Source organism: Methyloferula stellata AR4, from assembly GCF_000385335.1.
Lineage (GTDB): Bacteria > Pseudomonadota > Alphaproteobacteria > Rhizobiales > Beijerinckiaceae > Methyloferula > Methyloferula stellata.
The window spans coordinates 415,859-431,634 of sequence record NZ_ARWA01000001.1; the positions used below are offsets into that span (position 1 = coordinate 415,859).

12 protein-coding genes are annotated in these 15,776 nt (G+C 57.8%); 6 read left to right on the plus strand and 6 right to left on the minus strand.

Annotated features, from left to right (window positions below):
* Positions 1 to 139: 139 nt before the first annotated feature.
* Positions 140 to 1,480: a cellulase family glycosylhydrolase gene (locus A3OQ_RS0102090; protein ID WP_020173696.1), complete on the minus strand. Its 1,341-nt coding sequence runs from the start codon at positions 1,478 to 1,480 to the stop codon at positions 140 to 142.
* Between the two features lie 23 nt (positions 1,481 to 1,503).
* Positions 1,504 to 1,644, minus strand: coding sequence for a hypothetical protein (locus A3OQ_RS24975; protein WP_244427076.1), 141 nt, complete (start codon positions 1,642 to 1,644; stop codon positions 1,504 to 1,506).
* Positions 1,645 to 2,666: 1,022 nt separating this feature from the next.
* On the opposite strand from A3OQ_RS24975, the gene A3OQ_RS21145 reads away from it, so the two are divergent.
* The 3 genes from A3OQ_RS21145 to A3OQ_RS25265 are packed head-to-tail and all read left to right on the plus strand — an operon-like array spanning position 2,667 to position 5,939.
* Entirely contained in the window at positions 2,667 to 3,293 is a 627-nt protein-coding gene (locus A3OQ_RS21145; protein ID WP_020173698.1) for a LuxR C-terminal-related transcriptional regulator, read from the plus strand.
* Between the two features lie 52 nt (positions 3,294 to 3,345).
* Positions 3,346 to 5,229 (plus strand): ATP-binding protein, encoded by a 1,884-nt coding sequence (locus tag A3OQ_RS21150; RefSeq protein WP_152428289.1) that lies wholly within the window; start codon positions 3,346 to 3,348, stop codon positions 5,227 to 5,229.
* Positions 5,226 to 5,939: a response regulator gene (locus tag A3OQ_RS25265; protein ID WP_020173700.1), complete on the plus strand. Its 714-nt coding sequence runs from the start codon at positions 5,226 to 5,228 to the stop codon at positions 5,937 to 5,939. Before A3OQ_RS21150 ends, A3OQ_RS25265 begins: the two co-directional genes overlap by 4 nt.
* Positions 5,940 to 5,970: 31 nt before the next feature.
* On the opposite strand, the gene A3OQ_RS0102115 is transcribed toward A3OQ_RS25265, so the two are convergent.
* The 4 genes from A3OQ_RS0102115 to A3OQ_RS0102130 form a co-directional block, all read right to left on the minus strand.
* Positions 5,971 to 6,339, minus strand: a complete 369-nt coding sequence (locus A3OQ_RS0102115) for an Hpt domain-containing protein (RefSeq protein WP_020173701.1) — start codon at positions 6,337 to 6,339, stop codon at positions 5,971 to 5,973.
* A gap of 275 nt (positions 6,340 to 6,614) precedes the next feature.
* A complete protein-coding gene (locus A3OQ_RS0102120; RefSeq protein WP_020173702.1) occupies positions 6,615 to 7,013 on the minus strand; it encodes a response regulator in 399 nt (132 codons plus the stop codon).
* Between the two features lie 216 nt (positions 7,014 to 7,229).
* Entirely contained in the window at positions 7,230 to 7,886 is a 657-nt protein-coding gene (locus A3OQ_RS0102125) for a Crp/Fnr family transcriptional regulator (RefSeq protein WP_026595402.1), read from the minus strand.
* 723 nt (positions 7,887 to 8,609) lie between these two features.
* A complete protein-coding gene (locus tag A3OQ_RS0102130) occupies positions 8,610 to 10,778 on the minus strand; it encodes a glycoside hydrolase family 3 N-terminal domain-containing protein (RefSeq protein WP_020173704.1) in 2,169 nt (722 codons plus the stop codon).
* Between the two features lie 65 nt (positions 10,779 to 10,843).
* Between A3OQ_RS0102130 and A3OQ_RS21155 the strand changes: the two genes are divergently transcribed.
* The 3 genes from A3OQ_RS21155 to A3OQ_RS0102145 all read left to right on the plus strand — a co-directional run bounded on the left by A3OQ_RS21155 (position 10,844) and on the right by A3OQ_RS0102145 (position 15,610).
* Complete coding sequence (locus A3OQ_RS21155; RefSeq protein WP_244427077.1) at positions 10,844 to 12,697, plus strand: ABC transporter ATP-binding protein/permease; 1,854 nt, start codon at positions 10,844 to 10,846, stop codon at positions 12,695 to 12,697.
* Between the two features lie 115 nt (positions 12,698 to 12,812).
* Entirely contained in the window at positions 12,813 to 14,093 is a 1,281-nt protein-coding gene (locus A3OQ_RS0102140) for a glucoamylase family protein (protein WP_040580429.1), read from the plus strand.
* Between the two features lie 26 nt (positions 14,094 to 14,119).
* Entirely contained in the window at positions 14,120 to 15,610 is a 1,491-nt protein-coding gene (locus tag A3OQ_RS0102145; protein ID WP_152428290.1) for a glycoside hydrolase family 15 protein, read from the plus strand.
* Positions 15,611 to 15,776: the final 166 nt, after the last annotated feature.

Below are 15,776 nucleotides of genomic sequence, written 5' to 3' on the forward strand. Positions count from 1 at the left end.
CGAGCACGGCGGCGATTTCAGGCGTGATAGAGACAAGATATGACCGGCTGATCTCTAAGGTCATACAAAACCCGTGCCCGGCTCGCAAAGGTGCCGGCGGGTCGCACCCCTGGTATTCCAGAGGAATGATGCGCAGAGGCTATTTCTGCGCGGTGACGACAATAGGGCCTGTTGACTCGGAAAGCGACATCGAGAGCGTGCCGTCCGCATAGAGGCATGGATAGGTTTTGCCGAACACATCCTTGCAGGATACATGTTTGAAGGCTCCGATCCCCCGCGCGTAGGATTTCTTTCCTTTCGCGTCATAGGTCCAAATGACGATGGCTGCGCCTTCCGGCTTCTCGAAGGAAATCGTCGGGGCCGAGATCGTAGGATCGAAAGCAATCGTAAAGGCGCTTGCGCGCGCCATCGCATTCATGATCGCGGCAAAGGCCACACCTGCCGGCTTGATTTCATAAGGCGCATTGGAAGCGCCGTTCCGAAACAGCCCGAATGTATTATCCAAACTGCCGTCAGTGCCATCATCGATCAGATCGTAATAGGTCAATGAAGGATATCGGCCGATGATGGCTGCGAGCATGCCTCTTACCGTGTAGACGCCTTGCTTCGTTAAATCCCCGCCAAGCGCCGGCAAAGGAAATCCATATTCCGTGAGTGCCACAGGCTTGCGCTGGCCGCTCGAGGCCGCAGCCTGCGCGAAGGCCTTGGCATCGATCAGCATTTGCTCGGGCGGAAGCGTCGCCGCGGGATTTCTTTGATCGTAATTATAAGGATGAAACGCATAGGCATCGACGGCTGGAAACTTCAGTCCGGCGCCGACCATCTGCCGGATCCAGGCCGTGGACTCGGGGCCCGGATTGAAGCCGAGACCGCCGGCGTAGACCGTGACGCGAGGCTGCGCAGCCTTGACCGCGGCAGAGACGGGCGCGAGCATCAGAGCATAGGATGCGCCTGACCATTGCACCGTCGTCCAATTGCTCTCGTTCGGTTCGTTGAACAACTCTTCGATCATGTTCGGGCAGATCGAAATATAATGATTGGCCATCGCCACGGCGAAATTCGCGAAAGCCGCGATATTGATGCCGCCCTCGACCGGCGCGAACACCCGTGCCGCATAGATCGGATTGTTATAGGTCGCGATCATGATCGGCCTGATCCCGGCTTTGCACAGCGGCGACCAGAATGCGTCAAAGCCCTCCCATCGATAGACTCCGGCCGAACCCACGCGTTCGATTGAGTCCCAATTATTGTCCGAACGCGCGCAATGGACGCCGAGTTTTTGCAGGAGCACGAGATCTTGCGTGGGCGTTGCCGTCGCCGGATGGATCGCAACGCACATCACCGTAAGCTGCGCGGCCGGATAGGTCCCTTCCGCGGTAGCCATCAGCGCAGCGATGTCATCGGCCAGAGCATAGCTTGAGCCTGGTCCCTGCGCCAAGCCGAGGAACAATGAAAAGATGAAAGTAATATAACGCGACATGGCGCGCTGCCTTACATCGCGGCTTAAGCTTCCTTGAACGGAACTTTGAAAAATTTGGCGCCCTCCCTGCGGATTTTGCTGATCTGCTTCTCAATGATGAGGACCTGTATTTCGAGTTCCTCATAGCTTTTCAGATTATGGGTCACCAAGGGCAGACCGGACATCGGAGACTCGCCGGCCGGATCGAGGATAATTCGAACGGAGGACCGTTCATTCTCTTCTGGTGGACAAAATTCCAACTCGATCTTCATTCTCGACCTCGATGCCAGCAGCCGCTTGCTAGCAGCGCATGAATTATGGGCGGACCATATTGCTCAGGTTAGCCAATATCGGCCGTGAGAACCACCGGAGTTTTTTTATGGTGCTCCCTCTAGGCAGCTTCATAAACGCGCGCCGATGGAACCATTAGGCTCCTGTCAAGATTAGCACTACGTAGAATTGCGTGATGAGAGTCCGAGCGTGAGTTCATGCGGTGAGATAAGGGGCGATGCCAACATTCGGATTGCCAGTATGGAATTGCTAAACGCGTGGTCTTTCTCGACGTCATAGCAACGATCAAGACGTCATAGCAATGCATCAAAGAGAGCGGGTAGCTTATTGCAGCGCCTGCGCATGAACGGACATCGAGCCAGAGACCAAGCTGATGTAAGCTCGGCCGGCAGCCATGAGAAATCGTGTTTGTGGATTCGCGTACGGCGCAACTAATTTTAATCGATACTCATACGTCGGCATACCTACGTATTTTACGCATGAGTTTTGTCGAGCCAAGTGTGCAGTTTTGAACAGCATCTTAACTTGCGTACGATCATACTTATCGTAGTCTCACGTAACCTGAGTCTTGTTGGTTTTGATGCAGACTTGAGGCGCGAGGTCGAGCCCATGGACATTCGCATCCCCCTACGCTTTCGCCGTCACAACGAAGCGGTGGTAATGTGGGATACTTCGATTGATTCAGCGGCGAAGCCAGATGCCAGCGTTCGAACATTTCGTTCAATGCCGTTTGAAGGGTTGATTGCGGACATATCCAACTTTCCCCGATTGCATCGCGGTGAGGCTCGATTTCCACAACGATTGCCCACTCCTCTCATACCACCACATGCGTTCAAGACATTGATCATAACTAAAACTTGGACCGGCTTTTCCAAATGATCTTCGACAGAAGACACGGAAAACAAGGATTGACGCGATGTCGCTGAATAATTCCCGCAATCAAATGTCTTCTCCGCTTCCGCTTAATTACGCAGCCCAGAACCTGTCGCGATTGCAAACCGATCTCGTTTCTACGGTGCGGATGTGGGCGGTCGACGAGGTCGGCGCCGCGATGGCGCATCAGCTCAACGAGCCGCTGACCGCCTTACTCTTCTACCTCCACGAAATACAGACGGAAGAGGACCAGTCAGGCGCGGAGGCAACTTGCAATGCGCGACGCGTCATGGTGGAGCGGGCGCTTCAGGAAACAAAACGCCTCTGCGAGATCATGGAGCGGATCGGCACCGGCTTTGAGCCGACGACGGATACCGATATTGCCCTCACGCGCAGCCGTGAATCGATCAATTGGTGGGCGCGCACCGGCCATGCCAACAAGCGTGACGACATCCCATCGCCAGCCGCGCCTCCGTCCGGCTATCAGCTTTTGACGCCACGCGAACGCGAAGTGCTGGCTTTGATTACCAGCGGCACGTCCAACAAGGAGGGTGGCCACCTGTTGGGGATCAGCACCCGCACATTCGAAGTCCATCGCGCCCATATCATGGCCAAGCTTGGCGCCAGAAACGCTGCCGATCTGGTCCGCGTCGCCCTGAGTGAAAGCTGATGAAGCCGCTTTTCGTTGCAAGCAAGGCGGCCTGGATGGCGGGCAAAGTTCGATGCTGAACATGGTTGCCGATACATCGACGCGCGGGTTAGCGGAAGATGAGTTTCGTCTGGCAGCCGAGGCCTGCTGGAAGGCGGCGCCGGATGCAATGGTGGCATTGAACGCCAACGGCGAAATCCTCCTCGTCAATGTTCAAGCGGAAAAGCGCTTCGGATATTGCCGCGATGAACTTCTAGGAAAACACATCGCCAAACTCATTCCGGAAGGCTTTTCGGAGATGCTCGGCGAAGACGCTTTGGCGGAACAAACCGGCATCGGAATCGAGCTCCAGGGACGGCGAAAGGACGGCAGCGAGTTTCCCGTCGAGATCATGCTGGGCCCCATCGAGGGGGCCGACGAAAGGCTGGTGACGGCCACGATCCGCGACATCAGCGCACGCAAACGCGCGGAGCGTTTGAAGGACGAGTTTGTCACGACCGTGAGTCACGAGCTGCGCACGCCGATGACGTCGATCTCCGGTGCGCTCAGTCTTCTCGCCGGACAATGGGGCAGCATTTTGCCCGAATCCGCCGCCCGCCTACTGGCGATCGCACATAAGAACAGCCAGAGGCTGGTTCGTCTCATCAACGATATTCTCGACATAGAAAAGCTAGAGGCCGGCCGCGTCGTCTTCAATCTGGACCGCGTCGACGCGGTCGCACTGCTCAAGCAGACGATGGAAGCAGATCGCGTCTATGCAGAAAACTTCGGTGTGCGCCTGCGTCTCGAAACCGTGGCCGCCGATGCTGGCGTGCGCGCGGACGCAGATCGACTCGCGCAGGTCTTCACCAACCTGCTCTGCAACGCGATCAAATTCTCTCCGCCGGACGAGGAGGTGCTGGTCACCGTCGTCCAAAAGGGCAGCATGGTCCGCATATCGGTGCACGATCATGGCTGCGGTATTCCCGCCGATTTCAAGCCCCATATTTTCGAGAAATTCGCTCAAGCCGACGGTACCAGTTCGAAAGAGAAGAGCGGTACCGGCCTCGGCCTCAGCATCGTGAAGCAAATCGTCGAACGGCTGGGCGGGGAAGTCGGCTTTGAGGATGCACCCGGCGGCGGCACGATTTTTTACGTTGCAATGCCGGCCTGGGAAGGGACGGGCGAGTCGGAAATCGACGGCAAAGCCGCAGCTGATGCCAAACGCATCCTGCTTTGCGAAGACGACTATGAGACGGCGGCCGCCATTCGGACGCGATTGGGGCAGGCCGAGTTCGCTGTCGATGTCGCTCATACGGTCGCGGCCGCGCGCAGTTACGCCGAAGCCACTCTTTACGCCGCTATCTTGGTCGACTTGCAGTTTCCCGACGGTGACGGCATCACCCTTATTCAAAATCTGCGGACATTGCCGCAATATCGCAACACGCCGATCGCGGTGATTTCCTCCGACCCCATCCGCGGGCGCGATGATGTGAGATCTTCCAAGCTCAACATATTGAGCTGGTTCGGCAAGCCACCTGACTTCCGGCACCTCGTCATGGTCCTTAAGGCATCGATTGCTTCGGATACGCACAGGCGTCCCTGCATTCTCCATGTCGACGACGATCGCAACCTGCTTCCTCTCGTGGCTCGCGCGTTCAGCACCGTGGCGGACGTGATTTCAGCCGATACCCTCAAAAGTGCGCGCCGCGCGATCATAGCCAATCATATCGACATGGTCTTGCTCGACATCTCACTCGGCTCCAATTCCGGTTTGGAATTATTGCCGGATCTTCGCAACAAAAACGGCGATCTGATTCCTGTGATCGTCTTATCGGCGCATGATACCGGCCTGCAGCGCAATGGACAGATCGAGGTCGTGCTGACGAAGTCTCAAGCATCGCTCAAGACTCTCGTGGAAATAGTCTGCAATCGATTGATGCCTGCCCTGGCAAGCGCATCGAAGGAGGTCGCGTGACGGCACTTCGCGTTCTGCATGTCGAAGACGAGCCGGACATTCGCGAGGTCGCTGAAGTCTCGCTTGGACTTGACCCCGATCTCGTGTCGCGAAGCTGCGGCTCGGGCCAAGAGGCGCTCGCAATCGTCGAAGATTGGTTGCCCGACATTATTCTGCTCGACGTCATGATGCCAGTGATGGACGGGCCTGCCACGCTCGCGCGCCTGCGTGCCAATGTATCAACGGCCGACATTCCGGTCGTCTTCATGACCGCGCGGGCTCAGAGCCGGGAACTCGATCTTTTCCGTTCGCTCGGCGCCGTAGGCATCATTTCGAAGCCGTTCGATCCGATGACTCTTGCGGCCTCGGTGCGCAATTACGCGCATCCGCCGGATGAGCTGACAACATTGCGGAATGGGTTTCTTGAACGACTCTCCAATAATGCTACGGCCTTGACACGCTACCGTTCTCTGCTCGAAGGCGGGATGGCACGGCGCGACACGTTGAGCAGAGTTAGGGACATGGCTCACAGCTTGGCTGGCGCCGGCGGCATTTATGGCTTTGCTGAAATCAGCGCGGCCGCAAGTGCCCTCGAGGAGGCCGCCATCGCCGCGCTCGATGCACCAACCGGCGTTGACATCGTCGCACGCAGGCTCGACCATCTGCTTGCGGGCTTTCCGGCCACGACCGGCATCCAGCGCAATATCCCGCCTTTAGCGCTCAACGCGTAGCAATTAGGTCCAGGGTGCCAACGCCCCGCTTTCAGTCTTTAGGCCGAATTTCCATCAGCACGGCCATCTGCAATGCGCCGAGACCTTCTTTGAGCTCGGCCAGCTCATCGTCCCGCAAGCCGCGGCGATCGCGAAATGGGCCTGATAAAAGAGCATCGAGAGTCCGCGCCACGCGGCCGGTTGCCTCGAAGCCGATTGTCGAACCGACACCCGCCATGTCGTGGAACCGGCGATAGGTCGAAGCGACGGCCGCAACGGCATCGTCTCCGTCACCCGTCAGGTGCGCGAAAGCCGCATCCACTGTCTGGATCGTATCGGCGAGTTTTGAAATAAAGCGCACGCGGACTTTCGCGATGCGCTCCTTGAATTGTGCCTCGGCTAAGCTTTTGTCCGTGCTCATGGGTTCAAATTTGCATCCCCTGGGTTAAAGGATGCTAAATCTGAGCAGTATATAGCTATATAAACGCCGCTCTGAGCATGTATACTATTATTGGTTCTAAATAATTATGCATAATGTGTAAGTTCTAACGGAAGAGTTATGTATTTATACCTATAAATACATAAGATGAAGCTCGGGCACCAGGGGCATCCGGCAGGTCTTTCGCCGCTGGATGCTGGCCGACCGGCTTCTACATGCCTCCCACTCCGCGCGCCCGAGCCGAATGGCGGCGAGGCTCAGCCGACGCGATGAAGTGGGTCGGGAAGACAGGCATCGATTGCGGCTTTCAACTGCCCCGGCCCGAAAGGTTTGCGCAGAAGATAGGTCGCACCGAGCTTCATCGCCATGTCGAGGAAATCCGGCGAAGAACTCAGAGCATGATGGAACCTGTAGCCTGACATGGCGACGATTGGGAGCGCAGGCGCGCGCTCGCGAAAGTTTTTGATGATCTCGAGGCCGTCCATATCCGGCATGAAGATGTCGACCATCGCCATGTCGAACTTAGACGATTCAAAAACCGAAGCTCCGAGCGGACCGTTCTCGGCCAGAACCGCGATGCAGTCTTGCCGGCGCAACGAGAGTTCGATGGCGATGCGAACGGATATGTCGTCGTCAATAACAAGGACGCGCCGCATGGCGTGCTTCTCCAGCGTTGAATGTATACAGGAGGGAAATGCGCTCCTCCCCCAACGCTCAACAGGACTTACACGACAGACTGATTAATCGTGCCCTCACTCCGATTCGAAATTAGTCGAATCGCTAGCCTCAATTGTACTTAATTTAACTTAAGTTGTCTGTTCGAAAATGCTCATACTTTTGCCGGGTCTGCTGCGAAGCTTCAACGGCTTACGTCAATCATCATTCAGGATCACATTCAGCAATGAGCTGCGAACTTCGATGTGGCCATTGTAATCGATAAAGCCAAGCTGACGGAACTTGTTCATGAAAAAGCTGACGCGAGACCGCGTGGTCCCGATCATCTCGGCCAAAGTCTCCTGACTGATCGCCGGCAAGATCGGCTCAGGCTGCCCGTCCTTGCCGAAATTCGCGAGGGTCAAAAGAAGACGCGCCAGGCGTTTTTCACTCGAATTAAAAAGCAGATTTACAAGGTCGGCCTCCACCCGAATGTTGCGGGACAAAAGATGGGTGGTGAACAGATCGGAAAATTCCGCGCTGTCGTGCAGCATACGAATGACAGAGGCCTTTTCCAATCGTAGGATGGTGGAGTCGGTCATTGCAATAACTGATGCCATGCGTATGGCTTGGCCTCCCAGGCATCCCTCGCCGCAAAAATCCCCCGCTCCGAGAATGGCGATCACCGCCTCCTTCCCCTCTTCGGAGAGGACGGCGATTTTGACTTTGCCCTCTTGAATATAAAATATGGAGTCGGCTGGATCGCCTTGTGCAAAGACGACCTGATCCTTGCGAAACTTGATGTCGCGCATCACACCATTCACGCTTGCAACCAAGCTGTACAAGTCAACTGCAGGCTTTCGACCGACGGCCATGCTCGCGAACCTCCAAAATATTTCGTGCTCAAGCGCGGAAAGATTCAGTGACAGCCCGCCAAATGAATCGTTCTAATCAAATGCCATGCCGCGCAAAATCGTGAAAATGATTTATGAGATAAATTCTTCCGTAAAGATGGCCGCGAACTTGCAGCCATGTTACGCGAACCGCGTCTGCGACTGCATTGTTCGGCTGTTCGTCAGAATTATGCGCGCGCCTTGTAGCTGTCACGAACGTCAGGACGAACCATTCAAACGCGCATCAATTGCCTGGCGCATTCGTCTCGGCCAATTCACGTTTCCACGGCCATCACGCCCAAGGACGCATCCTCGACGTTCATTACCCACTAGGCGTTCATTCAACGATGAGCAATCGTTTCTCCCGTTTCGCACAGGGTGAGGATGATGAACTGGGCGCTCAAGAATGAGATGGCAACGCTCAATACTGGCCGCATCGATCTAAGTAACCTCTAGGCTAGATCGCGCCGACTTCGCGCGCGGCAGTATGCTTATGCTTTGATCCAAAAATAGGCGCATGCTTTGGTGTTCTTAATCCTTTGCGGCAGGACATCTTTGAACAGCATCCTATGGCTTTTGACTTTTTACGTACCGGTAAAACACACAACGAGTACGCTGCTGGTGATTGCGGACTATTTCGTCTCTTTGCAAACAAGGCCAAGCAAAAGCCATCGAAATGAGGGCTATCGAGGCTCCCGCCGCGCATTAAATTTTTGCAGTGACCGAAACTGCGTAGCTTGCCGCCGCTTCTGACACGGCGTGCAAACGAATTGTGAGCAAAGCGTTTCGATCGGCATTGAGGCCGACATGAATGTCAAAGGAACCCGGCTCAAGCACGGGCGCAAAAGTCTCATCGGGATAGCAAAAGCTCCCGCCCATGAGAGCGAACGTGACGGTTCCGGTTTGACCGGGTGCCAACTCAACTTTGGCCCAGGCTTTCAGTTCCAAAAGCGGACGCGCCACACGTGCCACAAGATCATGGATGAAAAGGAAGATCGTTTCCTCGGTCGAACACTGCCCTTCGTTGATCGCGTCGACTTCGACTTCGATCTTATCATGCACGCCGAATTCCTTCCTGTTCGCACGAAGATTTTCCAATCTGACCAGGCTGTAGGAAAGGCCGTGCCCAAATGGAAAGAGCGGCTCTGTCGAAAGGTCGAGATATTTGCTGGTGTAGGGATCAGCCGCATTGGCGGGCCGGCTCGGGGATCGTGCCGCATAGAATATCGGAATCTGTCCTGCCTCGCGCGGCCAAGCGACCGGCAGCCGCGCGGTCGGGTTGAAGCGTCCCGTCAACACGTCGGCGATTGCATGCCCGGCCGCATCACCGAGGAACCAAGTGGCAACCAGCGCCTGTGCCCGTTCGGCCAGCCAAGGCACTGTCAGCGGACGGCCCGATGAGAGAAGTGCGACGACAGGCGTTCCAATCGCAAAAACACCTTCCGCAAGTTCGCGCTGGCGGCCCGGCAAACCTGGCATGGCGCGGGACGCCGCTTCACCGCTCATATCGGCCGATTCGCCGAGACAGAGAATAATCAGTTCGGCACCGGCGGCGAGCCCACAAGCGGGCTCGATGCCGCTTTTGTCTTCACCATCGATTGCAACGCCCGCTGCGAAGGTGATTTCGCAGTTTGGCAAAGCGGCCTTCAAACCTTCGAGGATCGTCACGCCATCATTTGGATTGCCGGCAAGTGCCCATGGGCCCATCATCTCGGCGCGCGCATCGGCGAGCGGGCCGATAATGGCGATGCGGCGGAGATGAGCGGGAAGCGGCAGGATCCCGCGATTGGTGAGAAGCGTGATCGCGCGCCGCGCCGCGTCACGCGCGAGTTCGATCGGGACCGCCGCCGGAGATTCTGCCGTCTCAATGCGCCGGTAAGGATCCTCAAAGAGACCGAGTCTTTGTTTAAGGGTCAGGACACGGCGCACCGCGGAGTCAATGTCTTCCTGACCGACAAGCTGCCGCGCCAAGGCCTCGGGCAAATAGCGGCCATAGACGCCGCTTGCCATGTCCATATCGATGCCCGCCCTTAACGCGAGCGCGGCGGCTTCGACGGGATCGGAGGCGACGCCATGTTGCAGCAATTCGGCGATGGCATTGTAGTCGCTGACGATCACCCCATCGAATCCCCATTTATCCCTCAGCAAGCGGCGCAGAAGACCGATATGCGCGGTCATCGGAATACCGGCGACGCTGTTATAGGCCGGCATGATCGCGGCACAGCCGGCTGCGACGGCGGCATGGAACGGCGGCAGATAGACTTCATGCAAAGCGCGTTCGGAGAGATCGACCGCGGCGTAATCGAGTCCCCCCGTGACGGCGCCGGCGGCACAAAAATGCTTGGCAGTCGCGGCAATCGAATAGCGCGCCGCCGAATTCTCGCCTTGGAAGCCGCGGATCTTTGCCTCGGCAAATCTCGCCGCGACGAAAGGGTCCTCGCCTGGACCTTCGGCGATCCGTCCCCAACGCGGATCACGCGATACATCGAGCATGGGCGCGAAAGTCAGCGCGATCCCGTCGCTTGCTGCTTCCATCGCCGCGGCGCGCGCCGTGCGCTCCCATAAGAGAGGATCGAAGGCGCCTGCTTCGGCAAGCGGAATAGGGAAGATCGTCCGATGTCCGTGCAGCACGTCAAGGCAAAAGAGAAGCGGAATGCCGAGCCGCGTCTCTTCGACCGCCAATCTCTGAGCCGCCGCAGTCGTGTCCCGGCCCCAGAGGTTCAGAAGGCCGCCGACGCGCCCGGCACGAATGTCCGCACTCGCCTCGCCGCCGCCCGCGGGCCCGGTGACGGCTTGGCCAGCCGCCACCAGATTGAGCTGACCGATCTTTTCCTCCAACGTCATGGCGGCGAGAAGCGAATTAATCACGTCCATTGCTCGGCCATCTCCTCAAACGGCGGCCGGTGAGCATAGCCGATCTTTGCGCGGGTAGTGCTATGATGGATAGACCTACAAAGAGCGAGACGCGGGTGGAGCAGGTTCATATGGCAGACCAGATCTTTGTCGAGCCACGATCTGCAGATGACGAGTTCGCGCCGCAACTGAAAACGATTTGGGAGGCCTTTTATGCTTCGCGCCAGCGCGCAAGCTTGCTTTGGCTCGGCGCGGGTCTTGTGGCGGTGGTCGGAGCAACCGCCTTTGGACAAATCCGGCTCAATGCGTGGAATCAACCGTTTTACGACGCTCTTTTCCGCAAAGATCTCCCGGCCATGGGCTCCCAGCTTCTGGTTTTTGCCGGCATAGCCTGCTTCCTGCTTGTCTTGAATGTCGCCCAGACCTGGCTCAACCTGACGGCGAAAGTGAATTTGCGCGAAGGATTGACACGCGATCTGTTCGCGCAATGGCTCACGCCGGATCGCGCTTTTCTGCTCGCAGGTTCCGGCGAGATCGGGGTCAATCCGGACCAGCGCATCCACGAGGACGCCCGCCATCTCGCTGAACTTTCGATCGATCTCGGCGTCGGTCTCCTCCAGGCAACGCTTCTCTTGGCGAGTTTCATCACCGTCCTGTGGGCTTTGTCGGAGGGCGTGACGTTCGAGCTTCCTGGGAGAAGCCTTTCCATACCCGGTTATATGGTCTGGGCGGCGCTTTTCTACGCCGGGACGGCGTCCTGGGCGAGCTGGCGGGTCGGCCGCCCCCTCATCCTCATCAACGCCGAACGCTATGCCCGTGAGGCCGATCTGCGTTTCGCTCTCATGCATGTGAACGAACACACCGACGGGATCGCGGTCTATCGCGGCGAGGCGGGAGAACAAGGTCGCCTCGGCAAGGAGTTCGATCGTCTTCTCCTCATACTCCGCCGCCTCGTCCGCGCTACGACGAATTTGACCTGGCTCACGGCAGGCTATGGATGGTTCACCATCGCGGCGCCGATCGTGGTCGCTTCGCCCGCCTATTTCGCGGGACATCTGACCGTCGGCGGATTGCTCATGGCCGTCGGCGCTTTCAACCAAGTGCAGCAATCGCTGCGTTGGTTCGTCGATAATTTCGGTGCGATCGCGGATTGGCGTGCGACGCTGTTTCGTGTCGGCGATTTTCGCCGGGCGCTGATCGAAATGGATGAGATCGGCAAAGAAGCGAGCCGCGTCGAAGTTGTAACCACGGCCGACGACAAGCTCCGTTTGGATAATCTATGCATCTTTTCGCCCTCGGGCTGCACCACGTTGAATGAAGCGCATGTCGAGATCGCGCCATCGCAGCATGTCTTGATTATTGGTGCCCCGGGTTCGGGCAAGACCAGCCTCTTCCGCGCCATGGCCGGTCTCTGGCGTTGGGGAACGGGGACGATCAGCTTGCCGCCGGCAGATGGCATCATGTTCATGCCGGAGCGGCCCTATATAGCTGACGGCGCTTTGCGGGACGTTCTCGCTTATCCAGTTGCACCGGATAGGTTCGCAGGACATGAATTCCTCGAAGTTCTGACGCGCATGGGTCTGTCGCACTTGTCGGACCGGCTCGATCATGTCGCGCAGTGGGACAGAGAACTGACCGTGCCGGAGCAGCAAGCCCTCGCTTTCGCGCGCGTGTTGCTCCAAAAGCCGCGCTGGCTTTTAATCGACGAGGCGATAGAGTCGCTTTCTCCGGAAGCACGCAAAACGCTCTTCGATGTGTTCGAACATGAATTGGCCGCGACGGCTGTCATTTACATCAATGGACCGCAGGCCCAAGACAAGTTCTATACGCGCGTTCTATATCTAAACATGAATCCGCAAGGTCAGCGTTTGAAGATTCCAGCCCTGCCGAGTTCTGCGGCGGCGAAGAAGAAACAAACCCTTTCCGCAAACCTGCGCTGAAACATTTCAAGGGGAGCGCAATGAGCTCGCACATTATAAGGCTAAAACATCTATTGGAGCGGAATCCGGGTCACCCTAAAAAATGCGCTGTCGCGCCGGGCAGGATGCTGAGACGATGACGGCCGCCCACAAACCGCGCGCCGCCCCTGCTCAAAAACCGGTTTTGTCGGATGCCGCGCTGTTCGATCTCGTTCAGCGTCAAACCTTTCTCTATTTCTGGGATGGGGCCCACCCGGCAAGCGGCCTTGCGCGCGATCGCATCCGCGAGCCTTCGGACTCAAAGGACGACCTCGTCGCAACGGGCGGCACGGGTTTCGCCGTCATGGCCATCATCGTCGCGGTCGAGAGAGCTTGGATTACGCGGGACGACGCGCTGGCGCGTCTCGCATTGATGCTCGATCTTTTGGAAAGAGCGACCTGCTACCACGGCCTTTTTCCGCATTTCATGAATGGCCGCACCGGCGCAACCATACCCTTCAGCCGCAAGGACGATGGCGGCGACATCGTCGAGACCTCGCTGCTTTTTCAAGGCCTGTTGTGCGCAAGGCAATATTTCGACCGTGATACGCCAGCCGAGGCCAGATTGCGCGACCGTGTCACCTGGCTGTGGCTCGATGTCGAATGGGATTGGCACATGCGCGATGGACGCAACGTGCTGACCTGGCATTGGAGCCCTAACAACGGCTTCAGCCTCGGGCACGAGATTCGCGGCTGGAACGAATGCCTGCTGACCTATGTCCTTGCCGCGTCCTCGCCGCGATATGCGATCAAGCCATCGGTCTATCACGAAGGTTGGGCACAAAGCCGCGGCTTTCTCAACGGCCGCACCTATTACGACGTCGAACTGCCGCTCGGACCGCCTTATGGCGGTCCCCTGTTTTTCTGCCATTACGCCTTCTGCGGTCTGGATCCACGCGGGCTTGAGGATGTTTATGCCGACTATTGGCGGCAGAATGTGAATCATGTGCGGATCAATTTCGAACATTGCGTCCGCAATCCCGGACATCATAAGGGCTACGGGCCTTCCTCTTGGGGCCTCACGGCGAGCGACGATCCCCGAGGCTACAGCGTACATGCGCCGGACAATGATAATGGCGTAATCGCTCCCACCGCCGCTCTATCGAGTTTTCCCTACGCGCCCGAGGCTGCGCTTCGCGCCGCCCGGCATTTTTATGAAAAGTTGGGCGGTAGGCTTTGGGGCCGTTTTGGTTTTCACGATGCCTTCAGCGAGGATGCCGATTGGGTCTCGGAGAGCTATTTTGCCATCGACCAAGGACCCATCGTCAGCATGATGGAGAACCACCGCACGGGCCTTTTGTGGAGTCTGTTCATGAAAGATCCCGACATTCAATCGGGCTTGCGCCGCCTCGGCTTTAAAAGCCCGCATCTGAAATAGAGCCATGCGCGGAGGAATTGAATCCCTTGGCCGAAGAGCACGCAGCGGACATAAAACCCGGCACGCTTCCCGACTGGATGATGCGGCAATATCAATTCTGCGCCGTGGCGATGCCGCGTGCCATTTCGGCCACGGATCTCGTCAAGGAACGACGCGGCTTCGCTCAGACGATCAGGCCCGTGCGGGGCTCCATCTTGGCTTCAACGGAACGCGCGTCTTACGATCCAGATCCCGATTATTTCTTTCATTGGCTGCGCGACTCGGCCCTGGTCATGGACGCCTTGCGCCTCTTGATCGAAGATCAATCGTCAGGCTTCGAGGCCGTCGCGCGTTTCGACGATTTCATCCAGTTCAGCGCGGCGCTCTCGCGGCTCGACGGCCGGGCCGTTCTGGCCGGCCCCGACTTTAGACAGGCGATCGATGCGTCGTTTCGCGCCTATGTCCGGCCCGACGCCGAGTTCGAAGCGCTCTTTGGGGAGCGTGTCCTGGGCGAGGCGCGGTTCAATCCCGACGGAACGCTCGATATCAGCAAATGGTCGCGCCCGCAGCACGACGGTCCGGCCTTGCGCGCTCTCACCTTGCTGCGGTTTTGGAATCTTGGCGGCCCTCGCGATAAGGCCAGCGACACGGTTTTGCAGTCCCTGCTCGAAGGCGATCTCGATTTCACGCTTCGCCATTGGCAGGAGCCTTGTTTCGACATTTGGGAGGAGGCTTCGGCCTATCACTACCACACCCGCATCGTCCAATATGCGGCCTTGAGCGACGGTGCAGCGTGGGCAGAGATGCGGGGCGATGGAGCGCGCGGGCAAGCCTATCGTGTTGCGGCGCAAGAGCTCGTCTTGCATCTCGAAGATCATTTCGATCCCGGTCAAGGCGTCTATCTCAGCCCTTTGCCCGGCACGCCGCAGACGGGCGGCTCTTTGCTTGCCATGCGGCTCGATATTGCCGTGATCCTCGGCGTCCTCCACGCGGCACGGCCGAACGGACCCCATAGCGTGCTCGATCCGAAAGTTCTCGCGACGCTGGCCCGGCTCGAACAGCTTTTCATCAAAGAGTACAGGATCAATAAAGAACAAGGCCCGCATGGCGCAGCCGCGATGGGACGCTATGCCGGTGATAAATATTATAGCGGGGGCGCCTATTATTTTGCGACGCTTGGCGCGGCGGAATTCTATTTCCGCTATGCGGAATCGATCGGGCGAGGCGAAACGATTCCGGTTGCTGACGAGAACCGCGGACTGTTGGCGAATATGCTTGGCCTATCGCCCGAAGCGCTCGCAGTCCCTTCGCTCGAACCGCGACATAGAGAGACGCTTTTCGAAGCCTGCATGGACCGCGGCGATCGATTCATGGACGTGGTGCGGGCACATACGCCAGCGTCCGGCGAATTGTCGGAGCAATTCGATCAGACGAGCGGCGCGCAAACGTCAGCCAAAAACCTTACCTGGAGCTATGCTGCCTTCATCACTGCTTTTGCCAGCAGGAAAAGAGCCCTGAGCCGCCTGAAATACGCCTAGGCTGCGCCAGTGCGGCCTTGAGCGTCCGTCGGGGGTGTCCGTAACAAATGCGGCGACCAGCTCGAAGACCGATGGAGCCCTCTGCCTGGCAAAACGGCGACAGTTCCATGAGTGGCCGCGCGTGCCAAGCTCCACTATATAGGTTCGAGGCGGGCGGCTTGGTCCG